Origin of the sequence: Tropicimonas sp. IMCC6043, assembly GCF_004146235.1 — a bacterium.
GTDB lineage: Bacteria > Pseudomonadota > Alphaproteobacteria > Rhodobacterales > Rhodobacteraceae > Tropicimonas.
In genome coordinates this window covers 14,164-36,551 of the sequence record NZ_SELO01000031.1, presented here as the reverse complement: position 1 = coordinate 36,551, position 22,388 = coordinate 14,164, and the positions used below count along the sequence as shown (strand labels likewise).

The following is a 22,388-nucleotide window of genomic DNA, read 5'->3' as shown; positions in this document are numbered from 1 at the left end:
GGCATGACACATCGGGCAAAGGATCTTGCAAGGCTCAAGAAGGTCACCGAGGCGGGCTGGCTCGCCGCGAGCCAAGCATTGCGCAGGAAAGCCGACGAGGAACGCGAAGTCGCGGCGCGGTTGGCCGATCTTGGACGCGACAGGGCGCAGTGTCTGGAGCTGATCTCGGGCGATCCGACGGCGGATGTGGCCCAGATCGCCACGACCGCGAAATGGTTGCGATGGTCGGATGCCGAGCGCGCCCGTCTCAATCTCCGTCTCGCCCGCATTCGCGCCGAGATGGCCCGCGAGCAGCAGGTCGCGCGGAAGGCGTTCGCCAGAGACCATGCGCTCGGCAAGTTGGTGCAGCAGCTTGGTCGCCCGGGACGGCCCTGACCGGAACCCCGCGCGACACGCACCACCACCGTCCCATCAGCTGAGCTTCAGCGCGCGCCGGCCAAGGATCTCGGACAGGCGACCGAAAGCGGCGTCCGGCCCGTCCGGCGACGCCTCGGCAAGGAAGGCGTCGAGCACCGGATAGACCTGAATGGCGGCATCGACCTCCGGATCACTTCCGGCGGCATAGAGCCCTGCCTGTATCATGACTTCCGCCCGATCATACGCGCCGAGCCGCCGGCGGGCGAGACCGATCAGGCGGTTCTGCTCCGCCGTGGCAGCCCCCGGAAGGCTCCGCGATACCGATCGCAACAGATCCACGGCGGGAAACCGCCCGCGCTCGGCGATCTGGCGGTCGAGGACAACGTGGCCGTCAAGCACGCCGCGCAGGATGTCGGCGACCGGCTCATCCATGTCAGAGCCGGCCACGAGCACGGTGAAGACGGCCGTGATGTCGCCTCCGGTCGACACATGGCCAGGTCCGGCCCGTTCGGCGAGCGACATGATCTGATGTGCCGTCGAAGGCGGAAAGCCCCGAAGCGACGAGGATTCGCCTGCCGCCAGGGCGATCTCTCGATGCGCCTCCGCATATCGGGTCACTGAATCGGCCAGGAAAAGGACATGCCGGCCCTGGTCCCGGAAATGCTCCGCGATCGTCATCGCCGTCCACATGGCGCGCCTGCGCGCCAGCGGCGGCTGGTCCGACGTCGCCGCCACGACGACCGACTTCCGCATGCCCTCGACCCCGAGATTCGAGTCCACGAATTCCCGCACTTCGCGGCCGCGTTCGCCGACCAGAGCGACGACCGCTACATCGCAATCGACGCCGCGGGTCAGCCTGCCAAGCAGCGTCGACTTGCCGACGCCCGAGCCGGAAAAGATGCCGATCCGCTGTCCCCGGACCAGCGGCAACAGCGTGTCGAACACCGCCAATCCTGTCGCCAACCGCCGTCCGAGCGGCCGCCGCTGCGTGGCCACCGGAGGTCGCGCGCGCAGCGGACGCTCCGTCAGGCCCCGACCGAGACTGCGACCGTCGAGCGACTGGCCGTATGGATCAACGATCCGGCCGATCCAGTGGTCCGATGGAGCGATGACCGGCGCCCCTTTCAAAACCACGGGGTCGCCGATCCGGATCCCCTCACCGGAGCCGTCCGGCAACACGGCCACGCCGTCTTCGGCGATATTCACCACCTCGCCGCGGAGCGCGCCGTTCCGGGTCTCGATTCGCACATGATCGCCCAGGGCCGCCTCGCGGTGCAGCCCGCCTATCGTCATCAGGCCATGCCCGGCAGCGATGACCCGGCCGACCGGACGCAGCGGCGTCATCGTTCGGACTTCGCAGGCCAGCGTCTCGAGGCTTCTGCCGTTCATCTTGCGTTCCCCTTTTGGTCGCAAACCGTTTCTAAACGATTCGCAGTTAAGCCTTGATTGAAGCCCGAGGGAGAAGCCCCCGATGTTGGACAGAATTGGCATCTTGCAGATGGCGCGGCAGTTGGCCGAGCATTCCGCCGCTCGTCAGTCGGTCGTGGCGCGGAACATCGCCCATGCCGACACGCCGGGATACCGGCAGCAAGACATTCCCGATTTCAGCGAGATCTATCGCAGCGCCGGTACAGGGATGCGCGCGACCCGGTCGGGCCATGTCAACCACACCGAGACCGGGGGGCGGGGGAAGCCGTTCGTCGTCGATGGCGGACCGGTCGCGCCCAACGGGAATACTGTCTCGCTCGAGGACCAGATCCTCGAATCGGCCGAGATCCAGCAGAAGCACGACATGGCGCTCGCGATCTATCGCAGCGGGCTCGGCGTTCTTCGTGCCAGCCTCGGACGCAGGTAGGAGGCGCGCGGCTTGAGTGACCTGTTGAACACCCTCGCGCTCTCGGCAAGCGGAATGAAGGCCCAGTCGACGCGGCTGAGGCACATCTCCGAGAACATCTCAAACACGGACACGCCGGGGTACCGACGCAAGATCGTCTCCTTCGAGGATGTCCAAGACCGGGCAGGCGGGCTTGACCTGGTCAGGACCGGCAATGTGCGTCTCGACCGGAGCGAACTGGAGCGGATTTTCGATCCGGCACATCCGATGGCCGACGAGAGCGGGCATTACGACGGATCGAACGTGGACCTGGTGGTGGAGATCGCGGACGCCCGCCAGGCGCAGAGAACCTATGAAGCAAATCTCAGGATGTTCGACCAGGCGAGGAAAATGACCTCGAGCCTGTTCGACCTTCTCCGGAAATAGCGGGAGTCCAGAATGGAGATCCGGGCGACACAGGCCGCGCGCGGCTACCAGGCGGCGAAGCCGGCACTCGACCCCTCGCTGCTCGCCGGGAAACCCGGGGAGAGTTTCCAGGCCGCGGCGGCAAATGTCGCAGCGTCACTGGGCCAGACCGAGGCGACCGCAAGAGCGGCGATGGTCGGCAAAGCCGACCCTCACGCACTGGTCATGGCCCTCACCCAAACCGAGCTCGCCGTCGAGACGGCAGCGACCCTGCGCGACAAGGTGGTCGAAGCTTACCAGGAAATCATGCGGATGCCGGTGTGATCCGATGAACGATGCAATCTACTTCGACACCATGCGCGAGGGACTCTGGACGGCGGTGATGATCGCCTTCCCGATCCTGTCGGTTGCGCTCCTGGCGGGCCTAGCTGTCGGCCTCTTTCAGGCCCTGACCTCCGTTCAGGAGATGACCCTGACCTTCGTTCCCAAGCTTCTGGCCATCGCGACCGTGTTCTGGCTGTCGATGACCTTCATGTCTCAGCAGCTCGTGAGCTTCTTCACCGGGCGCATCATCCCCCTGATCGCCGGGCTCTGATGCCATGAGCACAGGCTATGTCACGCTTTCCCGCCAGTCCGGCCTGATGCAGGAGATACAGGCGGTCGCGAACAACATCGCGAACATGTCGACCACCGGCTTCCGGCGCGAGGGAATCGTCTTCTCGGAATTCATCAAGGCGGGCGCCGACGCCAACCAGTCGGTCTCGCTCGCCGCCGCCCGCGGGCGCCATCTCGATCTCACGCAGGGCACACTGGAACCGACCGGCGGCGTTTTCGACGTCGCCATCGAAGGAGAGGGCTTTTTCGTGGTCGGGACGCCTGACGGCGAACGGCTGACACGAGCGGGTCAGTTCGTGCCCGGCGAGAATGGCGACCTGATGACGCCTGACGGACATGTCGTCCTCGACGAGGGTGGTGCACCGATCTTCATTCCTCCCGACGCCATCGGCCTCGCCATCGCCAGCGACGGCACGATCAGCGCCGAGGGACGTCCGATCGCGCGCTTGGGCATCTCAATACCCGCCGATCCGAGCGAGTTGAAACGCGAGGGCGCGACGCTGTTCTTCGCCGCGGGTGATCTGGAACCGGTCGAGGACGCTCGTGTGCTGCAGGGCTTCCTGGAAGGGTCCAATGTCAATCCCGTGGTCGAGATTGCCCGGATGATCGAGGTCCAGCGCGCTTACGAACTCGGTCAGTCCTTCACCGACCGGGAAGGCAAACGGCTGTCGAGCCTCATCGACATGCTCTCACGCTAAACGGAGGAGTTTATGCAATCGCTGAAGATCGCCGCCACGGGCATGTCGGCCCAGCAGATGCGGGTCGACGTCATTTCCAACAACCTCGCCAACATGAGCACGACCGCCTACAACGCGCGCCGTGCCGAATTCGCCGACCTGCACTACCAGCAACTGACCCGGCCCGGGACGATCAACGCCTCCGACGGCACGATCGTGCCGACTGGTGTCCAGATCGGCCTAGGCGTGCGCCCTTCTGCTGTGTCAGTCGACCACCGGCAGGGCTCGCTTTCGGCCACCGGCGGCGAGCTCGACATCGCGATCGACGGCGATGGCTATCTCGAGGTGACGTTGCCCTCCGGCGCGTCGGCCTACACGCGAGACGGCGGCCTGAAGCTCTCGCCCGAAGGGCTGATCGTTACCTCGGACGGCTATCCGGTGATCCCCGAGATCACCGTGCCCGACGACACGAGGAGCATCTCGATAAGCCCGGACGGAGAGGTCTTCGCATATTTCGACGGCGAGGTGGAGGCGGAATCGCTGGGGCAGTTCACGCTGGCGGATTTCTCCAACGAGAAGGGTCTCGAGGCAATCGGCGACAACCTCTTCCTCGAGACCGAAGCCTCCGGCCCGCCCCTGGTGACAGATCCGGGCGAGGACGGGCTCGGCACGATCCGCCAGGGATATCTGGAGGACAGTTCCGTCGATGCCGTTCGCGAGATCACCGATCTCATCCAGGCGCAACGCGGCTACGAATTGAACGCCAAGGTCATCACTGCCGTCGACCAGATGCTCGGCGCAACCACACAGATCCGATGAGACGCATCATCTTGCTCCCGATCCTGCTGCCGGCCCTGGCGGGAATGGCGTCGGCCGAGGCGCTCGTGGCCAGCCACACGATACGCAGCCGGACCCTCGTCACGGCCGAGGACGTCCAACTGGTGGCCGAGGACCTGCCCGGCGCCTTGACCGATCCCGCGGCGGCGATCGGCATGGAGGCGCGGGTCGTGCTCTACGCCGGCCGCGCCATCAGCGCCGAGGACCTGCAGCCGCCTGCCCGGATTGAGCGAAACCAGATCGTGCCCCTGGTCTTCGACTCAGGAACACTGGCGATCTCGACAGACGGCCGCTCGCTTTCCCGCGCCGCGGTCGGCGAGCGTGTCCGGGTCATGAACCTTCAATCCCGATCGACGGTGACCGGCACGGTCGACCCGCTCGGCCGGGTCATCGTCGACCCTTCGGTCGCGACATTCACTAACACGGAGATCAAGTGATGAAGACGGCCACGATCCTCGCGACGCTCTGCCTCGCGCTCATGTCTTGCGGACGCCTCGCCGACGTCGGCAAGGCGCCTGATTTCACTGATAATTCAGGAAGCTACGAACATCGTGCGATGTCGGTCATTCCGTTGCCGGACTCTGCTGAACCTGCCCGACCGACCGCGCATGCCTCGCTCTGGACCAGGGATCGCAATTCGCTCCTGGGCGACGACCGCGCCAGCAAGCGCGGCGACATCCTGACCGTGGTGATCGAGATTGACGACGAGGCGAAGATCTCCAATTCGACCGAACGCTCCCGCAAGGCAGGCGAGAAAATGTCGATGCCCGATCTGTTCGGCATTCCACAGAATCTGTCCGATCAGCTTCCTCCCGGCGCCAGTTTCGATCCCGCGGTCAAGCTCTCCTCGAACAGCTCCTCAGAGGGAGACGGCTCGGTCCAGCGTAGCGAGAAGCTGACCCTAAAAATCGCCGCGACGGTGGTCGAGGTGCTGCAGAACGGCGTGCTGAAGATCCAGGGCAGCCAGGAGGTACGGGTCAATTTCGAACTCAGGGAACTGCTGGTTTCCGGCTTCGTGCGCCCGGAAGACATCACGCGCAAGAACGAGATCACCTATGACAAGATCGCCGCGGCGCGGATCTCCTATGGCGGTCGCGGACAGATCACCGACTACCAGCAACCCAGGTATGGCCAGCAGGTGGCCGACATCCTGATTCCCTTCTGAGAGGCCCGACATGCGACTGATCTTCCCGATCGTCCTTGCCATGGCCGGCGCCGGCGCCGGCCTCGGCGCCGGGATCATCCTGAGGCCCGGTGCGGAAGCGACGGGCGAACAGGCCGCCGGTTCCGCGGAGCAACTGGACGGCCACGACGCAAGCAGGACCGAACTGGCGTGGCAGGATGCCGACCCCATCGTGGCATCGACGAATGACCCGCTTGCTGCAGGGACACCGGATCCCCACGCGCCAGCGGTCAGCGACACCGAATTCACGAAGCTGAACAATCAGTTCGTCGTTCCGGTTCTGCGTGATGGCCAGGTCAGGTCGATGGTGATCCTGTCGCTGAGCCTGGAAACACCGGTCGGGCGGCGGGAAAGGATCTTCGACCGGGAACCGCGTATCCGCGACACTTTCCTGCAAGTGCTGTTCGACCACGCCAATGCCGGCGGTTTCGACGGCGATTTCACCAACGGCGACAGGATGGACGTCTTGCGCGGAGAACTCCGGCGATCCGCCCGGCAGCTTCTCGGACCGGATGTCTACGATATCTTGGTGACGGACATCGCCCGGCAGGACCTCGGCTGACGGCGACCGCGCCCGGACCGAAGACGCCCCGCGCGGCCGCGCGGGAATGCCGCCGCGATCCGCAGGGACCACGCGGTATAGCGCTTTCCCAAGCCGACAATTGGCGCTAACACAACTGCATGAGTACCGATGATCCCTTCTCCGCCAGTGCAGCCGGCCGCAGGTCCGAGGCGCGCCGGCCGCTCACCCTGCGCGACGTCTCGGAAGCCTCTGGCGTCAGCGAGATGACCGTGAGCCGCGTTCTGCGCAATCGCGGCGATGTCAGCGCCGCGACGCGCGAACGTGTGCTCGCCGCCGCCAAGCAACTCGGATACGTTCCCAACAAGATCGCCGGCGCCCTCGCCTCGAGCCGCGTCAACCTCGTCGCGGTCATCATCCCGTCCCTCTCCAACCTGGTCTTTCCGGAAGTGATGAACGGGATCTCGAAAGTGCTTGAAGACACTGAACTCCAGCCCGTCCTCGGCGTCACTCATTACAGCCCGGAGCAGGAGGAAAAGGTCCTCTACGAGATGCTGAGCTGGCGACCATCGGGCGTGATCATCGCGGGTCTTGAGCGCTCGGAGGCGGCGCGGGCCATGTTGCGAAATGCCGGCATTCCGGTGGTCGAGATCATGGACGTGGACGGCGAGCCGATCGATGCGATGGTTGGCATCTCGCACCGGCGCGCCGGGCGGATGATGGCGCAGGCAATCGTCGAGGCGGGTTATCGCCGGATCGGATTCCTCGGCACCAAGATGCCGCGGGACTACCGCGCCCGCAAACGCCTCGAAGGCTTCATCGAAGCGCTCGGGGCCGCATCGCTCGAACTGGCGGACGAGGAGTATTACGAGGGAAGCTCCGGCTTCGGCAATGGTCGCGAAATGACGATGCGGATCCTCGAGCGCACGCCGGACCTCGATTTCCTGTACTATTCCAACGACCTCATCGGTGCGGGCGGTCTGCTCTACTGTCTGGAGCAAGGCATCGACATTCCCGGTCAGATCGGAATGGCCGGCTTCAACCGGGTGGAGCTTCTAGACGGGTTGCCGCGCCAGTTGGCTTCGATGGATTCCTGTCGGCAGGAAATCGGCGAGGCGGCCGCCCGGATCGTCGCCCAGCGCGCCGGCTCGGATACAGGAGGCGGCGAGCGTGTCGTGCTGACGCCGAAGTTGACGATGGGTGACACTCTGCTCCGGAGCTGAGGTGCCATGATGGACATGGCCGCGGTGATGCCGTTAAACGCCGGCAGGACCCGGCCGCTTCGGCCGGACGATGCACAGCGGGGCTGAGATGATCGATCTGTCGGTGGTGATCCCGATGAAGAACGAAGAGGCGAATGTCGAACCTCTTCTGGAGGGCATCGCCCAAGCCTGCGCTGAGGTCAGTCACGAAATCCTCGTCGTGGACGACGGCTCCGAGGACGGCACCGGCACCGCAGCCGGACGGATGAACGCCAGGCTCGGCAATGTCCGGCTGCTGGCGCACCCGCGTTCGGCCGGCCAGAGCGCTGCCATTCACAGCGGCGTTCTCGCGGCCCGCGGCCGGATCATCTGCACGCTCGACGGCGACGGCCAGAACCCTCCCTCGGAACTGCCCAAGCTCTTCGAGCCGCTGCTTTCCGACGACACCGGACGCCTTGGCCTTGTCGCCGGCCAGCGCGTCGCCCGGCAGGACACGCTCTCCAAACGCTGGGCCTCGAAATTCGCCAACGGTCTGCGCGGCTGGATCCTCAAGGACGGCACCCGCGACACCGGATGCGGCCTCAAGGGGTTCCGCCGGGACGCCTTTCTGGCTCTTCCCTATTTCGATCACATGCATCGCTACCTGCCCGCGCTGTTCCGGCGCGATGGCTGGGAGGTGCTACTAGTCGACGTGAGCCACCGCGAGCGGCAGGCCGGCCAGTCGAACTATTCAAACTTCCGCCGCGCGATCGTCGGCATCCCCGACCTCATCGCTGTCTCCTGGCTGATCCGCCGCAGAAAGAAGGCGCGGCCCGAGGAGCGTGACCTCGCGCAACAGGATGCGGCTCGCCATGATTGACCAGATCTTCCGCATCCTCGCCGTCGACAGCTGGACGGAGTTCTGGTGGGTGATGATCGGCCTCGGCGGGCAGCTGCTCTTCACCGCCCGTTTCCTCGTCCAGTGGATCGCCTCGGAGCGCGTCCGCCGCTCGGTCGTCCCGCTCGCCTTCTGGTATCTGTCGATCGGCGGCGGGCTGGTTCTTTTTGCCTATGCCGTCTACCGCAAGGACCCGGTCTTCATCCTCGGCCAGTCGATGGGGATCTTCATCTATGCCCGCAACCTCTGGCTCATCCATGCCGAACGCCGCACCATCGGCTGACGCGCGAGGCTGGCTGCGCCCGGCCGGCGCGATCGTCGTCGCGGTCACGCTCGCCCGGGTTGCCCTGCTGGCCTTCAATCGGACCGACCTCTTCGTCGACGAGGCGCAATACTGGCTCTGGGGCCAGAATCTGGCCCTGGGCTACTACTCCAAACCGCCGCTGATCGGCTGGACGATCCGCGCGGTCACCGAACTCGGCGGTTCGGACAGCCCGTTCTGGGTCCGTCTGGCCGCGCCGCTGTTCCACGGCGCGACCGCCCTGATCCTCGGCGCGATCGCCGCCCCGCGCGCCGGACATCGCGCCGCGATCTGGGTCAGCGCGACCTGGATCACTCTGCCGATGGTCAGCCTTGGCAGCTTGCTGATCTCGACCGACACGGTCATGGTTCCGTTTCTCGCGCTGGCACTTCTGGCCTGGCTCAAGGGGCTCGACGTCGGCGGCTCTCACCGCTGGGCCGCGCTCGCCGGGGTCGCCCTCGGCCTCGCCTTCCTCGGCAAATATGCCGCGATCTATTACCTCCTCTGCGCCGCCCTCGCCGCCGCGCTGACCTGGCACGCGCGCCCCGGCTGGGGGCCGGCCATCACCGGCCTCGGGCTGTTCCTCCTCACCATCTCGCCCAATGTCGCGTGGAACCTCGGCAACGGCCTGAGCACCCTCGCGCACACGCTCGACAATGCCGACTGGGTGCGCGACCCCGGCACGCGCGCGCAGCTCAACCTCTCCGGGCTTGCGGGATTTCTCGCCGCGCAGTTCGCAGTCTTCGGACCTGTCCTCTTCGCCGGCCTCCTTGTGCTGGCCGCCCGTCCTAGGCAGCTTGCCGCCGAGGGCCGGCTGCTCCTGCTTTTCTCGTTGCCCATTCTTGTCATCGTCTCAGCGCAGGCACTGCTCAGCGCGGCCTATGCCAACTGGGCCGCAACCGCCTATGTCGCAGGCACGCTTCTCGTCGTGCCCTGGCTGCTGGAGCGCCATGTCAACTGGCTCCGGGCCAGCCTCGCGCTGCATCTCGCGATCGCGCTCCTCTTGCCTCTGCTGACGATCCTTGGCACCGGACTGCGCGCGGGACCGGAGGGACAGTTGCTGCTCGAACGCTATCTCGGCCGTCGCGAAATGACCGCCGAAATCCTGCAAGCTGCTGCCGCCGCCGGCCTCGACACTGTCGTCGCGGACGATCGCGACGTGCTGGCCGACCTCTTCTACAACCGGCGCGACGACACCGTCGCCGTCTTCGCCCGCCCGGTCAACGGCCGGGCACCGAACCACTACGTGCTGAAACACTCGATGCCGCGCGACCTTGCCGGGCCGGTCCTGCTGGTCACACGCCAGGACGACCAGCCGAACGAATGCACTGGCGAAACCCTCGGCCGGATCGCGCCCGCGACCGGCGCCTATGCGGAAAGGTCGCAGAAACTCTTCCGCGTCGAGGCGCAATGCCTCGTCGGACGATCCTCGCCCTGACGCTACCGGCAGGTCGGATCGGCAACAAGTCGACCGCGCCCGCCCGGTCACATTGACACCGCGGGAACAATGGCCCATGCGCGGTGCGACAAAAACCAGCACTGCGGAGGCGGCGGTATGAAGATTGCGATGATCGGCACCGGATATGTGGGCCTGGTCTCGGGTGTGTGTTTCTCCGATTTCGGCCACGAAGTCGTCTGCGTAGACAAGAACCCGACCAAGATCGAGATGCTCGAGCGCGGTGAAGTTCCGATCTACGAGCCCGGCCTCGACGCGCTGATGGAGCGCAACGTCGCCGCCGGCCGGCTCTCCTTCACCGGCAATCTCGCCTCAGCTGTCGACGGCGCGGACGCGATCTTCATCGCCGTCGGCACGCCGACGCGGCGCGGCGACGGCCATGCCGACCTGTCCTATGTCTTCGCCGCCGCGGAAGAAGTCGCACAGAGCCTCACCGACTACGCCGTCATCGTCACCAAGTCGACCGTGCCTGTGGGCACCAACCGCAAGGTGGCGGAGATCGTCCGCGCCGCGCGGCCCGAGGCCGAGTTCGACGTCGCCTCCAACCCCGAATTCCTGCGTGAAGGTGCGGCGATCGACGATTTCATGCGCCCCGACCGAGTGGTCGTCGGTGTCGAGACGGAGCGCGCGCGGGAACTCATGGGCGAGATCTACCGCCCGCTCTTCCTGCGCGAATTCCCGATCGTCTACACCGACCTCGAATCGGCGGAGATGATCAAATACGCCGCCAATGCCTTCCTCGCGACCAAGATCACCTTCATCAACGAGATCGCGGCGCTCTGCGAGCGCGTCGGCGCCGACATCAAGTCGGTTTCGAAGGGGATGGGGCTCGACGGGCGCATCGGCAACAAGTTCCTGCATGCCGGGCCAGGCTATGGCGGCTCCTGCTTTCCCAAGGACACATCGGCGCTCGCGCGCATCGGCCAGGAGCATTCCGTGCCGCAGGAGATCACCGAGACGGTCATTCGAGTCAACGAGTCCGTCAAGCGGCGGATGATCGAGAAGCTCTGCGATCTCTGCGGCGGCAGTTTCAACGGCAGGATCGTCACCGTGCTCGGCGTGACCTTCAAGCCGAATACCGACGACATGCGCGAGTCGCCCTCGCTCACCATTGTGCCCGCGCTGGTTGGCGGCGGGGCGAAGGTTCGCGTGGTCGACCCGCAGGGCCGCCGCGAAGGCGAGGCACTGCTGCCGGGCGTGGATTGGGTCGAGGATGTCTACGAGGCCTCCGAGGGTGCCGATGCGCTGGTCATCCTCACCGAGTGGAACGAGTTCCGCGCGCTCGATCTGGAGCGGATCGCCGGCTCCATGGCCACCGCGCGCATGGCTGACCTCCGGAACGTCTACTCTGCTGCGGATGCCGAAGCCGCCGGGTTCGAAACTTACGTGGCGGTCGGCCGCTGAGGCCAGCGCGTTCGGTCCTGCCCGCTCGACCGGCAGCAGGACCGGCCGCGTCGCCAACCCGCGTCCCGGACATTCCCGGATCGGCCCGTCCTGAACCCGGTTCGCGCAGCAGCCGTCAGGCCGAGATCGCCGCCTGCACCGCCCGTTTCCAGGCCTCGTAACGCTCGTCTCGCCGCGCGTCATCGAGCGCGGGCTCGAAGCGGCGCTCCCGCGCCCAGGTCTCCGCAAAACCCGCGCGGTCGGGATAGAGCCCGGCCTCCATCCCGGCGAGCCAGGCCGCACCGAGCGCTGTGGTCTCGAGGATCTCCGGCCGATCGACCGGCGCACCGATGATGTCGGAGAGGAATTGCATCGCCCAGTCGTTGGCCGTCATCCCGCCATCGACCCGAAGCACTCCCGCCTCGCTCGCATTCGGCCAGTCAGCCCGCATTGCCTCCAGCAGGTCGCGAGTCTGGAAGCCGACGCTCTCGAGCGCCGCGCGGGCGATCTCGGCAGGGCCGGAATTCCGCGTCAAGCCGAATATCGCACCTCTGCATTCCGGCTCCCAATAGGGCGCACCGAGCCCGGTGAAGGCCGGCACGACGATCACCTGCTGGCTCGGATCGGCCGTTTCGGCGAGCGCCTGGCTCTCGGGCGCCGCGTCGATGATCTTCAGCCCGTCCCGCAGCCATTGTACCACCGCGCCGGCGATGAAGATCGAGCCCTCGATCGCGTAGGTCGGCTTGCCTCCGAACTGGTAGGCGATCGTGGTGAGCAGGCGGTTCCGCGAGGTGACGGCCGTGTCGCCGGTATTGAGCAGCGCGAAACACCCCGTCCCGTAGGTGGATTTCATCATGCCCGCCTCGAAACAGGCCTGTCCGATGGTCGCCGCCTGCTGGTCGCCCGCAACGCCGAGGATCGGGATCGACTCGCCGAAGATCTCCGGATCGGTCTCGCCGTAATCCGCGGCGCAGTCGCGCACCTCGGGCAGCATGGCCACTGGGATGTTGAGCAACTCGCACATCATCCGGCTCCAGCCACCGCTGTGGATGTTGTAAAGCAGCGTTCGCGAAGCGTTGGTGGCGTCGGTCGCGTGAACCTTGCCACCGGTAAGTTTCCAGATCAGGTAGCAGTCGACCGTGCCGAAGAGCAGTTCGCCCGCCTCCGCACGCTCCCGCGCGCCATCGACGTTGTCCAGCAGCCACTTGAGCTTGGTGCCCGAGAAATAGGGGTCGAGCAGCAGGCCGGTCTTCGCCGTCACCTCCTCCTCATGCCCTGCGGCGCGAAGCTCTTCGCAGATCCCGGCCGTTCGGCGGTCCTGCCAGACGATGGCCCGATGGATTGGCTCGCCGGTCTCCCTGTCCCAGACCAGCGTCGTCTCGCGCTGATTGGTGATGCCGATGGCGACCACGTCGGAGGGGTTCAGAAGCGCCTTGGAGATCACGTCCCGGCAGGTGCTGAGCACCGTGCCCCAGATATCTTCCGGATCATGCTCGACCCAGCCCGAGCTCGGGAAATGCTGCGGGAACTCTTGCTGCGCCACCTCCCGGATCTTCATGTCGCCGTCGAAGAGGATGGCGCGGCTCGAGGTGGTGCCCTGGTCGATGGCAAGGATGTAGGTCATGGGTCCGCCCTGTTTTCGGTTTCGTCCCACTCAACGCGGTCCTCGCGCGCGAGCCGGGGATATCGCGAAATCTGGCACGTCCCGCCGCCGGCGGAAAGACGTCTTCAGGCCGCGTCGGGCGAGGAGCTGCGCGCGGACGTCATAAAGGCCGCCACGTCCTTCGCCTCGGCCTCGCTCAGCCGGAGGCCGAGCTTCGAACGACGCCAGAGCGCATCCTCCGCGCTCCGCGCGAATTCCTTTTCCATCATCCAGCGGAGCTCCGCCTCGGTCAGGTTGTATCCGAAGCCCCTACCGAGGTCCGCCGCGCTCTCCGCCGCGCCGAGAATGTCCCACAGTTCAGTGCCATAGGCGCGCACCAGACGTTTCGCCCAGGCCGCGTCGAGGAAGGGATAGTCGGCCTGCGCCCTTGCGGTCAGGGCGGCGACACCGTCGACCGGGAAATCGCCGCCGGGCAGCGGCGCACTCGCCGTCCAGCGCCCGGTCGCTCCCGGCACATGCGCCGAGATCTTCTCCAGTGCCGCTTCAGCGAGCCGGCGATAGGTGGTTATCTTGCCACCAAAGATGGTGAGCAACGGCGCGCCGGCGGTGTCGACCTTCAGCACATAGTCGCGCGTGGCCGCGGTGGCCGAACTCGCGCCGTCGTCATAGAGCGGGCGCACACCGGAATAGCTCCAGACGATGTCCTCCTCCCGCACGGGTTGCCTGAAATAACTCGAGGCAAGATCGATCAGGTAGCGTTTCTCATCCTCGGTGCAGACCGGGGGAACATCCGGAGACGCGTGTTCCCGATCGGTGGTGCCGATCAGGGTGAAATCGCCCTCGTAGGGAATCGCAAAGATGATCCGTCCGTCGCGCCCCTGGAAGAAGTAGCACTTGTCATGGTCGTAAAGGCGGCGGGTGACGATATGGCTGCCACGCACCAGCCGGATGCGCGCCGGCATGTCGACATGCGCTACCCCGTCGAGCACCGCCTTTACCCACGGGCCGGCAGCATTGACCAGCATCGCGGCCTTCACCTCGCGACGCGCGCCCGTCTCGGCGTCCTCGAGCGTCACGCGCCAGACTGCTCCGTCCCGCGTCGCCTGCACGACCCTGGTGCGCGTCAGGATGTCCGCGCCACGGGCGGCTGCGTCGCGCGCGTTGAGCATGACAAGACGTGAATCCTCAACCCAGCAGTCGGAATACTCGAACGCCTTCGTGAATCGGTCGGCGAGCGGCGCGCCGGCCGGATCGCTCTTCAGATCGACCTGCCGGGTGCCGGGCAGGATCTTCCGTCCGCCGAGATGATCATAAAGGAAAAGGCCGGAGCGGATCATCCATGACGGCCGCCGGCCGCGAGTCCAAGGCATGGTCCAGCCAAGAAGTCGCGAGGCCGGCGTCTCGGCGTCGAAGCGCATCTCGGGATCGTAGGGCAGCACGAAGCGCATCGGCCAGGAAATATGCGGCATCGCGCGCAGCAGCACCTCCCGCTCGACCAGCGCCTCGCGCACCAGCCGAACTTCGAAATACTCAAGGTAGCGCAGCCCGCCATGGAACAACTTTGTCGATGCCGAGGAGGTCGCCTGGGCGAGATCGCCCATTTCGGCCAGCCCTACCCTCAGCCCGCGCCCGGCCGCGTCCCGCGCGATGCCGCATCCGTTGATTCCGCCACCGATGACGAAAACGTCGAATACATCCTGCGCCGCGCGCGATTGGGCCATGGCATACTCCGGGTGTGTCTGAAGACTGCCTTCCAACAGCACCATGGATCGGACCACCAGTCAATCGAAAATGCTCGTTTTTATTCGATTAGCAGCGACGCTCGGAGGTATCAGGCAGTTTTTTGGCCAGATCTGTACTTTCCTCTTCCCAATTGCGGATAAATCGAACATTTTCGCGCCATGGCGCAGAGCTTCCGACAGACCGATATCCTCGAACTGGCCCGTCAGCATGGCAAGGTGACCGTGGAAGACCTCGCGGCCCGCTTCGGCGTCACCCTCCAGACGATCCGGCGCGATCTGACCGATCTCGCCGAGGCGGGACAGCTCGAGCGGGTCCATGGTGGCGCAATGCTGCCCTCGGGCGTCTCCAACATCGGCTATGAGGACCGGCGAGACCTCAATTCCGCAGCCAAGGCGGCGATCGCGGCGCGATGCGCCGCCGAGATCCCGGATGACTGCTCGGTCTTCCTCAACATCGGCACATCGACCGAAGCCGTCGCGCGGGCGCTTCTGCGGCACCGCAACCTCTTCGTCATCACCAACAATCTCAACGTCGCGAATATCCTCGTTGCCAACCCGGACGTCGACATCATGGTTGCCGGCGGCATGCTCCGGCGCGCCGATGGCGGGCTCACCGGGGCGATGACCCGCGATGTGATCGAACAGTTCAAGGTCGACATCGCCGTCATCGGCTGTTCGGCGCTCGACCATGACGGCGACCTCATGGATTACGACGTCGAAGAGGTTCATGTCTCGCAATCGATCCTGCGTCAGGCGCGGCGCAGCTACCTCGTCGCCGATCATTCAAAGTTTCAGCGCAACGCGCCCGCAAGAATCGCGTCATTGGGCGAGATCGACGGATTCTTTACCGACCGGCCGCTGACGCCCTCGCTCGACCGGCTCTGCCGCGACTGGGGCACCTCGGTGGTGGTCGCCTGACCAAACGCTACGGCGGGTCCGACGAAAGACTCCTGTATTCAGGGGCAGACAGCGCCCCGCCTGCGAGGCTATGAAGGACGCCGGTCCCGCTGGTCACGACGTATGAAGCATCTCCGACTGATCCTGATCGCGCTCTTCCTCACCGCCAGCCTGCGGCTGGTGCCGATGCCGCTCAGCGACACGGTGCGGCACGGTTTTCTCGCGACGCTGGTCCTGCTCTCGGGCATCAACGGACGGCTGCGGCTCAATATCGGCTTTGCGCGGCGAATCCTGCCGCTGGTGGCTTGCCTGGTCTTCGCGTCGCTCTTCGACCTCATGTTCCGGGAGTTCGGCTTCTACTCGATGTTGATCTGGGCTCAGTTCCTCTCCGGCCTGTTCGTCGCCAACACGGTCTACGCGCTGCGGCCGGACGACATGCGCAGGCTGCTGCTGCTCTGCGTCGGCATCCTCATCCTGCAAGGCATATACCTCAAGCTGGCGCCGGACAGCTTCGCCGCCCGCGGCGCGGCGATCGGAATCACGGATTCCTTCACGCTCTACGGCGTCTCGCTCAAACGCTTCTACTTCGCCTATTTCCAGCCGAATTCTGCGGCCTATGCCATCTTCTACATGTTGATCTGCTGGTTCGTGACCGGACAGAAGACCCGGATTCCCCGTCTCCAGTTCATCTCCGTCGCGCTCATCCTCGTCACATTTGTGATTCTGACCCAGAGCCGCGGCGCGATCCTGCTGCTCGCCGGCTTCCTGCCGGCCTGGTATCTCTCGTTCCGTTCCTCGGCAGCCGTCACCTTCGTTGCGGTCGGCGGCCTGCTCGGCCTTGCGATCCTGCCGCTCTCGGAGGCGTTCCGCGCACTCTGGCTGCTCCGGGAAGGATCCAATGCCGAACGACTGGCGGCCCTGGGCGACTATTTCGAGCTCATCTTGGCGAACCCGCTCAACGGGCTCGGGACAGATGCCATCGTGCGCCGGACCGAGGATATCGGGCTGACGCCGTCGCAGGTTTTCTTCGTCGAATTGCTGGGCACCTACGGGGTGGTCTTCGGCGGCTTCATCGTAGCCTACCTGGTCTACGCGCTGATCCTTCGACCGGCACCGTTGCCGATGCGCGTCGCCGGCCTCTTCGGTATTTCCGTGAGCCTTTTCAACAACACGCTGATGACGACCTGGGCGTTTTTCCCGCTCCTCGTTCCGGTGATGATGACGACCTGGCCCCGCCGATCGTCCGGTTTCCCGGACCCGGTTCACCGACGCGCTGGCCACAGCGCGCCGGAGCCGGCGACGCCGAAGCCCGGTACCCCGGCATCTCCCTAGACGCAGTCCCAGCCCCCCGCTATCACCCGCCCATATACCGCAACGACAGCATCGCCCGCAGCACACACATGGTCCCGATCGAGAGATCTTCACGGCAGCGCACGCCGGCATCGTCCGTTCAGGCCGACGCCGCGAAGGCTCCGTCCGCGCCGGTTCGGACGGTGCTGCACGTGATTGCGCATATGGAAAAGGGTGGTGCGGAGCGCCAGCTCAATCTGCTGGTCCATGCCTCCCGGCATCGCCATGTCATCGCGGTTCTGGCGGGCAACGAGCGCCCCTCGGTCGCCGAAGTCGAATGCCTGCCCAGCCTCGGGCTGCGCGACATCTATCGGCGTATCCGCGGCATGATCGGCCGGCACGAGGTCGATATCGTCCAGCTTTGGCTTCCCGACCGGATGACGATCCCGGCGATGGTCGCCGCGCGTGCGGAAGGGCGGATCATCATCAGCGGCGACCGGTGCAAGGCCCGCAATTCCGGACCCGGCGCGCTCCGCGACCGCTCGCCCTATCTCTGTCACCTCGCGGCCGAGCGGATCGTACCCAACTATCCGCATCTGCTGCCGCGCCTCTCCCTGCGCCGCGCCCTGGGCTTCCCGAAACGAACGCAGGTGATCTTCAACGGGATCGAGACCGTGCCGCACGTGCGTCCGATCGCCAAGGTTCCGGACCGCCTGCTCTTTGTCGGCCGGCTGGTCAGGGTCAAGCAGGTGCCGCTGATCGTGGAGGCCCTGCCTGCGCTGATGCAGGACCACGGCATCACCGGGCTCGACGTCGTCGGCGAGGGCCCGGAAAGCACGCGCATCGAGGCGCGCGCGGCCGCGCTCGGCATCGGCGCGGCCGTTCGGCTTCACGGACGGCTGAGTGACTGGGGCGAGCGCTTCGACCCGGCCGATCACATGCTGGTGCTGCCGAGTTCGACCGAGGGAATGTCCAACACGATCTTCGAGGCGATGGCCTTCGGCTTCCTTCCATTCGTCAGCGAGAGCCCCGAACTCGATCTCATTCTCGACGGCTGGGACCCGCGCCCGGTGACGATCGACCACAAGGATCCGGCGCGCCTCGTCCGGGAGGTGGGTGCCATCCGCGCGCTTCCGGCGTCCGAGATCGAGGCGCGGGTGCGCGGGTTGCAGAAACAGCTCGACCGCTTCTCGGTCGCGCGCATGGCCGCCGCCTATGACAGTCTCTATGACGAACTGACGGGGGCTGGCACCGTCGCTGCACGGCCGGCGAGGGCCGCATGAAGGCCGCAACGTCTCCGCTGCCGGTGCCCGATGGCCGTGTGATCTTCTTCATTCCGCTGCCCGACAGGGCCAAGGGCCTGAACGGCGCGGTGCTCGCGGCCCAGACGGCGCTCGAGGCGCTGTCGGAGGCATGCGAGACAGAGGTGGTGGAAATGCGCTATCGCTGGGTGCACATACCCGGCACGCGGCGCTCGCTCCGGTCCCTGCTGGCGAAGCTGACCGACCACCGTGCCTCGCTCGCCGATCTCGGCCTGGCGCTGGGAAGATCGCGCCATGTCCCCGTCACTCTCTTCATCATTGCCGCCAGCACGCTTGGCGGCACGATCCGCGATGTGCTGTCGATGCGCTTCGCGCTGCGGCGGCACAAAGACCTGCGAATCGTCCTGAGCTCGCATAACGGGGATTTCTTCAATCCGAAGGGACGGCTGCGCACCCGGCTGCGGCGGTGGCAGCTCGCTACCTGCAGCCGCTCGATCTGTCTCAGCCACCGGCTCCTGCCCGCGCCGGATCTCCTCCTGCGGGTGTTGCCGCCCGAGCAGGCGGACAAGCTCCGCGTCGTTGCCAACACGGTCGATCCCGACATGATCGCGACGCCGGACGAGTTGGCCGAAAAGGCGCGGCACCGTGGCCCGGTCCATGTGCTCTATTTCTCGAACTTCATCCCTTCCAAGGGATACCGTGTCCTCGGAGCGGCGATCCGGCGCATCGCAGATGCGGGCCATCTCGAGTCGTTCCGCTTCACCTTCCGCGGCACATGGCCGGTGCCGGAGCTGGAGGCGGAGTTTCGCAAAGAGCTTGGCCACGACATCCTCGCCTCCGGCCGGGTCGACATTGGCGGCGCTGTCTGGGAACGGGCCGAGGCGCGGCGATTGATGCTCGACGCGGATGTCTTCTGTCTGCCGACCTCCTATCCGACCGAGGCGCAGCCGCGTTCGGTCCTGGAAGCGATGGCGAACGGCTGCGCGATCGTCGCAAGCGCGCATGCCGCTATCCCCGACATGGTGACGTCCGGGGAGAACGGCCTGTGCAAACGCGATATCGGAGCCGAGGACATCGCCGCCTTCCTCCTGACAACCGACCGCGAAACGCTCGCCGCCCAGGGGGCCGCCTCGCGCACGCGCTTCGACGCGGACTTCTCGCGGGAGCGGTTCCGGCAGGCCAGGATGGACGCCGTTCTGTGCCGATGAGACACTCACCCATCCGCCCCGAACAAGGCATGAGAGCATGACCCTCCTCGACAACCCGCATCTCTTTGCGCTGACCGCGCGGATCCGCAACGCCCAGCTCGGTCAGCATATGTGGGTCACGCCGAACTGCGACCTCGTGATCGAAGGATACCCGCGCTCGGCGAACACGTTCCTGCACCGCATCCTTCGGGCCGCTACGGGGAATCAGCTGAGGATCGCGCATCACGTCCACCGGGCCCAGCAGATCACCATGGCAATTCGGTACGACCTGCCAACCTACGTGCTCTTCCGCCACCCGCGCGATTGCATCGCGTCCTGGCTGGTCTGGGATGCGCGCCGCACCGCGGCCCGAAGCCTCGATCTGTACATCGCCTATGCCGAGACGACGCTGGAGCTTATGGGAGCGCCCAGCCTGCGGGTCCTCAGCTTCGAGGATGTTGTCGCCGCGCCGAGGCAGGTCGCGACAGCACTCCTGGAAGATGCCGGGCTCGCCTATGAGATTTCCGACGAACTGATCGCATCGGCGACGCGGGACGACCGGAAGGAACGTCACCTCAGCTCACGTCCCAACGCCGAAAAGGAGGCGCTAAAAAGCAAATTCCTCGACGAGATCGTCGCTTTGCCGCGGTTCGACGCAGCGGTGGAGCTGTTTCGCCGCTGCGAGGCCGCAAAGTGGCGCCCATGACGATGCGGGTCTACTATCTGGTCGGTCAGCCGCGCTCTGGCAGCACCTTTGTGGGCGACTGGATCGCGCGGCGGCTCGAGGCCGTGAACGCCGGCGAGGTCTGGCAGACGATGCTCGCGGCCGGCCGGCTCACCGATCCGACCTTCGACGCGCGGAGCGAAAGATGGGGCAAGCCGGAGTTTCGCGCTGCAAAGCGTGCCGAGATCGAAGCAGATCCCTTCTGGGCAGAGGTCCTAGCGCGGCCGGAGGGAGACCCCTACGCGGCGCTGCTCTCCGTGGGCGGGAAAAAGAGCGATGTGCTGGTCGACACCTCCAAGACGGACCACGCCGTGGAACGCTACCGGGCGCTCGGCTGCGACGTTACGGTGGTCCACACTATCCGCGCCTTTTCGACCTGGGCGGCCTCAGTGCGGAGATACCGAACCCAGTACGACCAGACACCAAGATCGCGGGCGCGTTTGCTCCTAGCCTATCTGCGCCGCAACAGACAGTTCCGCAACTATCGGCGCACCGGACCCTACATCCTGGTGCCACAGGAAAAGCTTGGCCGACTGGAGGCCGTTTTCGATTTCCCAGCGGCGGCAAGTGGCCCCGAAGGCGCGTATCTGCGCTGCGAGATGTTCGGTACGCCCAGCTTCCGCACCAGTTTTGATGCCGACCGTGCCGATGTGCGGGTCAGCCCGGCGGACCGGCTGCTCTACGCCCTTGTCGGATGTCTAACTTCATGACAGGAGGGCGCGGCGCAGCGACAACGCGAGACGAGCCATGGCGCCGCTGACGATTATGACTGCGATCGCAGGAATTCAGGCGATTGGCGCCGCGTTGACCTTTGCGACAATCCTGCTCCTGACCGCGCTCCTCGGACCGGAGCTCTATGGCCGCTATGCCTGGGTCATTTCGGCGGGCGGCTTGGCGTCGATCCTTTTGAAGCGCGGCTATCAGACCACACTGGTCACAGATTTCGCCCCGCTCGATCTTGACGCCGACCGGCGGCCGGCGCCCGTCGCCAATACCTACGCGCTCTATATCTGCGGAACGCTGGTCGCTTTCGCCATCGCGATCTTTGCCGGCCCGGCGGTGGCGACTCTCGCCCGGCCCGAACTGCTCTGGGTGGCGCCGATCGGTGCGGCTGTCTCTGCCCAGACCATCGCCGACGGAATCCTTCGCGCCGCCGATCGGGGCACCCGCAGCCAGTTCGTGACCCAGATCCTGCGCACGGCGTTCCTGCTCGCCGGTTTCGGCCTGCTGGCCGTCTCGGGCAGCCGTTCCGTCGCCGCCTTCCTGGCGGTCTATGCACTGGCGAGCCTCGTCGCGGCGCTCGTCTACGTCCTGCCCTTGCTGCCCGAAGCGTTGCGAAACCGCTTTCGCGGCGGGCTTGTGCGTGGCAACGCGGCGCATTTCCAGGTCGCAGTCTCTCGCAGCATCGGCGCGCATCTTCCGGTCTTCGTCACCGGGTTCTTCGTCGAGATGGACCAGCTTGCCTATCTCGCGATCGCGCTGCGCTTCAGCAACCCGATCTCGTTCGGCGTCATTGCCAGCCGCGCCTTCTACGGCGCCAAGATCAATCGTCACGTGCGGAGTGGCGCGCTCCGACTGGCGCAAGAGGATTTCCGCATGGCGGCACGGTTCTCGTTCGCGGTGGCACTGCTCGCGGCCGTCGGCGTGCTGGTCCTGATCTACGGGCTGAGCTTGTTGCAGATGGGGCCGCTGGCCGGGTTCGAGGACAAGGGGCTGCTGTTTCTCACGCTCTGCCTCGTTTCCCTCCACCAGCTGGGCCTCTCCGCCTTCGGCCCGGTGCAACTGACGGCGATCCAGCTCGGTACCGAGCGATATGTGCGCAACCTCAACCTGGCGATGATTGCGGCGCTGGCCGTCGGCCTTGTCCTCGCGGGCCTCTCCGGCAAAGTCTGGATCTCTGCGGTCGTTCTGGTCGGCTACGGCTTCGGCATCTCGTTCGGCCTCGCCGCCAGGACCCGTGCCGAATTCCGCAGACAACTGGGCTGAGCCTCCGCCCGGACGGCGGTGCCGGACGACAACGGCGCGCGGACGGAGGC

Annotated in this window: 25 protein-coding genes; 22 read left to right on the top strand and 3 right to left on the bottom strand. The window is 65.9% G+C overall.

The annotated features are described in order from the left end of the window. Positions 1 to 3: 3 nt before the first annotated feature. Entirely contained in the window at positions 4 to 375 is a 372-nt protein-coding gene (locus EU800_RS20115) for a hypothetical protein (protein WP_129635103.1), read from the top strand. Between the two features lie 36 nt (positions 376 to 411). On the opposite strand, the gene EU800_RS20110 is transcribed toward EU800_RS20115, so the two are convergent. After that, positions 412 to 1,746: a FliI/YscN family ATPase gene (locus EU800_RS20110; protein WP_129635101.1), complete on the bottom strand. Its 1,335-nt coding sequence runs from the start codon at positions 1,744 to 1,746 to the stop codon at positions 412 to 414. Positions 1,747 to 1,828: 82 nt separating this feature from the next. Here EU800_RS20110 and EU800_RS20105 point away from each other — a divergent pair, with 82 nt between their 5' ends. The 14 genes from EU800_RS20105 (at position 1,829) to EU800_RS20040 (ending at position 11,668) form a co-directional block, all read left to right on the top strand. After that, positions 1,829 to 2,212 carry a FlgB family protein gene (locus tag EU800_RS20105; RefSeq protein ID WP_129635099.1) on the top strand — a complete coding sequence of 128 codons (384 nt, stop codon included), beginning with the start codon at positions 1,829 to 1,831 and terminating at the stop codon, positions 2,210 to 2,212. Positions 2,213 to 2,224: 12 nt separating this feature from the next. Then, the gene (gene flgC, locus EU800_RS20100; RefSeq protein WP_129635097.1) at positions 2,225 to 2,617 is read left to right on the top strand and encodes a flagellar basal body rod protein FlgC; all 393 of its coding nucleotides are present in this window, start codon (positions 2,225 to 2,227) and stop codon (positions 2,615 to 2,617) included. A gap of 12 nt (positions 2,618 to 2,629) precedes the next feature. Continuing rightward, complete coding sequence (fliE, locus tag EU800_RS20095; protein WP_129635095.1) at positions 2,630 to 2,920, top strand: flagellar hook-basal body complex protein FliE; 291 nt, start codon at positions 2,630 to 2,632, stop codon at positions 2,918 to 2,920. Between the two features lie 4 nt (positions 2,921 to 2,924). Then, on the top strand, positions 2,925 to 3,191 hold the full coding sequence (locus EU800_RS20090) for a flagellar biosynthetic protein FliQ (RefSeq protein ID WP_129635093.1): 267 nt from the start codon (positions 2,925 to 2,927) through the stop codon (positions 3,189 to 3,191). 4 nt (positions 3,192 to 3,195) lie between these two features. Beyond that, a complete protein-coding gene (locus tag EU800_RS20085) occupies positions 3,196 to 3,909 on the top strand; it encodes a flagellar hook-basal body complex protein (RefSeq protein WP_129635091.1) in 714 nt (237 codons plus the stop codon). A gap of 12 nt (positions 3,910 to 3,921) precedes the next feature. After that, on the top strand, positions 3,922 to 4,707 hold the full coding sequence (flgG, locus tag EU800_RS20080; protein ID WP_129635089.1) for a flagellar basal-body rod protein FlgG: 786 nt from the start codon (positions 3,922 to 3,924) through the stop codon (positions 4,705 to 4,707). Next, on the top strand, positions 4,704 to 5,162 hold the full coding sequence (gene flgA, locus EU800_RS20075; protein ID WP_129635087.1) for a flagellar basal body P-ring formation chaperone FlgA: 459 nt from the start codon (positions 4,704 to 4,706) through the stop codon (positions 5,160 to 5,162). The genes flgG and flgA overlap by 4 nt, the downstream gene beginning before the upstream one ends. Continuing rightward, a complete protein-coding gene (gene flgH, locus EU800_RS20070) occupies positions 5,162 to 5,890 on the top strand; it encodes a flagellar basal body L-ring protein FlgH (RefSeq protein WP_129635085.1) in 729 nt (242 codons plus the stop codon). The genes flgA and flgH overlap by 1 nt, the downstream gene beginning before the upstream one ends. Before the next feature lie 10 nt (positions 5,891 to 5,900). Further along, complete coding sequence (locus tag EU800_RS20065) at positions 5,901 to 6,470, top strand: flagellar basal body-associated FliL family protein (RefSeq protein WP_129635083.1); 570 nt, start codon at positions 5,901 to 5,903, stop codon at positions 6,468 to 6,470. A gap of 119 nt (positions 6,471 to 6,589) precedes the next feature. After that, entirely contained in the window at positions 6,590 to 7,651 is a 1,062-nt protein-coding gene (locus EU800_RS20060) for a LacI family DNA-binding transcriptional regulator (RefSeq protein ID WP_129635081.1), read from the top strand. A gap of 88 nt (positions 7,652 to 7,739) precedes the next feature. Next, the gene (locus EU800_RS20055) at positions 7,740 to 8,489 is read left to right on the top strand and encodes a glycosyltransferase family 2 protein (protein WP_129635079.1); all 750 of its coding nucleotides are present in this window, start codon (positions 7,740 to 7,742) and stop codon (positions 8,487 to 8,489) included. Continuing rightward, a complete protein-coding gene (locus EU800_RS20050; protein WP_129635077.1) occupies positions 8,482 to 8,790 on the top strand; it encodes a lipid-A-disaccharide synthase N-terminal domain-containing protein in 309 nt (102 codons plus the stop codon). The genes EU800_RS20055 and EU800_RS20050 overlap by 8 nt, the downstream gene beginning before the upstream one ends. Then, positions 8,765 to 10,246 carry a glycosyltransferase family 39 protein gene (locus EU800_RS20045; protein ID WP_165354762.1) on the top strand — a complete coding sequence of 494 codons (1,482 nt, stop codon included), beginning with the start codon at positions 8,765 to 8,767 and terminating at the stop codon, positions 10,244 to 10,246. Before EU800_RS20050 ends, EU800_RS20045 begins: the two co-directional genes overlap by 26 nt. 117 nt (positions 10,247 to 10,363) lie before the next feature. Continuing rightward, a complete protein-coding gene (locus tag EU800_RS20040) occupies positions 10,364 to 11,668 on the top strand; it encodes a UDP-glucose/GDP-mannose dehydrogenase family protein (protein ID WP_129635073.1) in 1,305 nt (434 codons plus the stop codon). A 115-nt stretch (positions 11,669 to 11,783) separates the two neighbouring features. Here EU800_RS20040 and glpK read toward each other — a convergent pair whose 3' ends face one another. Both glpK and glpD read right to left on the bottom strand, forming a co-directional pair. Next, entirely contained in the window at positions 11,784 to 13,271 is a 1,488-nt protein-coding gene (glpK, locus tag EU800_RS20035; protein WP_129635070.1) for a glycerol kinase GlpK, read from the bottom strand. A gap of 104 nt (positions 13,272 to 13,375) precedes the next feature. After that, complete coding sequence (glpD, locus tag EU800_RS20030) at positions 13,376 to 14,971, bottom strand: glycerol-3-phosphate dehydrogenase (RefSeq protein ID WP_129635068.1); 1,596 nt, start codon at positions 14,969 to 14,971, stop codon at positions 13,376 to 13,378. A 180-nt stretch (positions 14,972 to 15,151) separates the two neighbouring features. Between glpD and EU800_RS20025 the strand changes: the two genes are divergently transcribed. From EU800_RS20025 to EU800_RS19995, 7 genes are all read left to right on the top strand, one after another. After that, the gene (locus EU800_RS20025; RefSeq protein ID WP_129635066.1) at positions 15,152 to 15,910 is read left to right on the top strand and encodes a DeoR/GlpR family DNA-binding transcription regulator; all 759 of its coding nucleotides are present in this window, start codon (positions 15,152 to 15,154) and stop codon (positions 15,908 to 15,910) included. Between the two features lie 102 nt (positions 15,911 to 16,012). Then, positions 16,013 to 17,221, top strand: a complete 1,209-nt coding sequence (locus EU800_RS20020) for a hypothetical protein (RefSeq protein WP_129635064.1) — start codon at positions 16,013 to 16,015, stop codon at positions 17,219 to 17,221. Positions 17,222 to 17,382: 161 nt separating this feature from the next. Beyond that, on the top strand, positions 17,383 to 18,462 hold the full coding sequence (locus tag EU800_RS20015) for a glycosyltransferase (RefSeq protein ID WP_165354761.1): 1,080 nt from the start codon (positions 17,383 to 17,385) through the stop codon (positions 18,460 to 18,462). Further along, on the top strand, positions 18,459 to 19,649 hold the full coding sequence (locus tag EU800_RS20010) for a glycosyltransferase family 4 protein (protein ID WP_129635060.1): 1,191 nt from the start codon (positions 18,459 to 18,461) through the stop codon (positions 19,647 to 19,649). Before EU800_RS20015 ends, EU800_RS20010 begins: the two co-directional genes overlap by 4 nt. A gap of 37 nt (positions 19,650 to 19,686) precedes the next feature. After that, a complete protein-coding gene (locus EU800_RS20005) occupies positions 19,687 to 20,334 on the top strand; it encodes a hypothetical protein (RefSeq protein WP_129635058.1) in 648 nt (215 codons plus the stop codon). After that, positions 20,331 to 21,062 carry a hypothetical protein gene (locus tag EU800_RS20000; protein ID WP_129635056.1) on the top strand — a complete coding sequence of 244 codons (732 nt, stop codon included), beginning with the start codon at positions 20,331 to 20,333 and terminating at the stop codon, positions 21,060 to 21,062. Before EU800_RS20005 ends, EU800_RS20000 begins: the two co-directional genes overlap by 4 nt. A 37-nt stretch (positions 21,063 to 21,099) precedes the next feature. Then, positions 21,100 to 22,338, top strand: coding sequence for a lipopolysaccharide biosynthesis protein (locus EU800_RS19995; protein ID WP_129635054.1), 1,239 nt, complete (start codon positions 21,100 to 21,102; stop codon positions 22,336 to 22,338). Positions 22,339 to 22,388 lie beyond the last annotated feature (50 nt).

Coding starts and splice junctions, on each gene's coding strand:
- flgH (WP_129635085.1), top strand. CDS start 5,162: ATGAAGACGGCCACGATCCTCGCGACGCTCTGCCTCGCGCTCATGTCT.
- EU800_RS20055 (WP_129635079.1), top strand. CDS start 7,740: ATGATCGATCTGTCGGTGGTGATCCCGATGAAGAACGAAGAGGCGAAT.
- EU800_RS20085 (WP_129635091.1), top strand. CDS start 3,196: ATGAGCACAGGCTATGTCACGCTTTCCCGCCAGTCCGGCCTGATGCAG.
- EU800_RS20105 (WP_129635099.1), top strand. CDS start 1,829: ATGTTGGACAGAATTGGCATCTTGCAGATGGCGCGGCAGTTGGCCGAG.
- glpD (WP_129635068.1), bottom strand. CDS start 14,971: ATGGCCCAATCGCGCGCGGCGCAGGATGTATTCGACGTTTTCGTCATC.
- flgG (WP_129635089.1), top strand. CDS start 3,922: ATGCAATCGCTGAAGATCGCCGCCACGGGCATGTCGGCCCAGCAGATG.
- EU800_RS19995 (WP_129635054.1), top strand. CDS start 21,100: ATGGCGCCGCTGACGATTATGACTGCGATCGCAGGAATTCAGGCGATT.
- EU800_RS20020 (WP_129635064.1), top strand. CDS start 16,013: ATGAAGCATCTCCGACTGATCCTGATCGCGCTCTTCCTCACCGCCAGC.
- EU800_RS20045 (WP_165354762.1), top strand. CDS start 8,765: ATGCCGAACGCCGCACCATCGGCTGACGCGCGAGGCTGGCTGCGCCCG.
- flgA (WP_129635087.1), top strand. CDS start 4,704: ATGAGACGCATCATCTTGCTCCCGATCCTGCTGCCGGCCCTGGCGGGA.
- EU800_RS20090 (WP_129635093.1), top strand. CDS start 2,925: ATGAACGATGCAATCTACTTCGACACCATGCGCGAGGGACTCTGGACG.
- fliE (WP_129635095.1), top strand. CDS start 2,630: ATGGAGATCCGGGCGACACAGGCCGCGCGCGGCTACCAGGCGGCGAAG.
- EU800_RS20040 (WP_129635073.1), top strand. CDS start 10,364: ATGAAGATTGCGATGATCGGCACCGGATATGTGGGCCTGGTCTCGGGT.
- EU800_RS20000 (WP_129635056.1), top strand. CDS start 20,331: ATGACGATGCGGGTCTACTATCTGGTCGGTCAGCCGCGCTCTGGCAGC.
- EU800_RS20065 (WP_129635083.1), top strand. CDS start 5,901: ATGCGACTGATCTTCCCGATCGTCCTTGCCATGGCCGGCGCCGGCGCC.
- EU800_RS20005 (WP_129635058.1), top strand. CDS start 19,687: ATGACCCTCCTCGACAACCCGCATCTCTTTGCGCTGACCGCGCGGATC.
- EU800_RS20110 (WP_129635101.1), bottom strand. CDS start 1,746: ATGAACGGCAGAAGCCTCGAGACGCTGGCCTGCGAAGTCCGAACGATG.
- glpK (WP_129635070.1), bottom strand. CDS start 13,271: ATGACCTACATCCTTGCCATCGACCAGGGCACCACCTCGAGCCGCGCC.
- EU800_RS20115 (WP_129635103.1), top strand. CDS start 4: ATGACACATCGGGCAAAGGATCTTGCAAGGCTCAAGAAGGTCACCGAG.
- EU800_RS20010 (WP_129635060.1), top strand. CDS start 18,459: ATGAAGGCCGCAACGTCTCCGCTGCCGGTGCCCGATGGCCGTGTGATC.
- EU800_RS20050 (WP_129635077.1), top strand. CDS start 8,482: ATGATTGACCAGATCTTCCGCATCCTCGCCGTCGACAGCTGGACGGAG.
- EU800_RS20025 (WP_129635066.1), top strand. CDS start 15,152: ATGGCGCAGAGCTTCCGACAGACCGATATCCTCGAACTGGCCCGTCAG.
- EU800_RS20060 (WP_129635081.1), top strand. CDS start 6,590: ATGAGTACCGATGATCCCTTCTCCGCCAGTGCAGCCGGCCGCAGGTCC.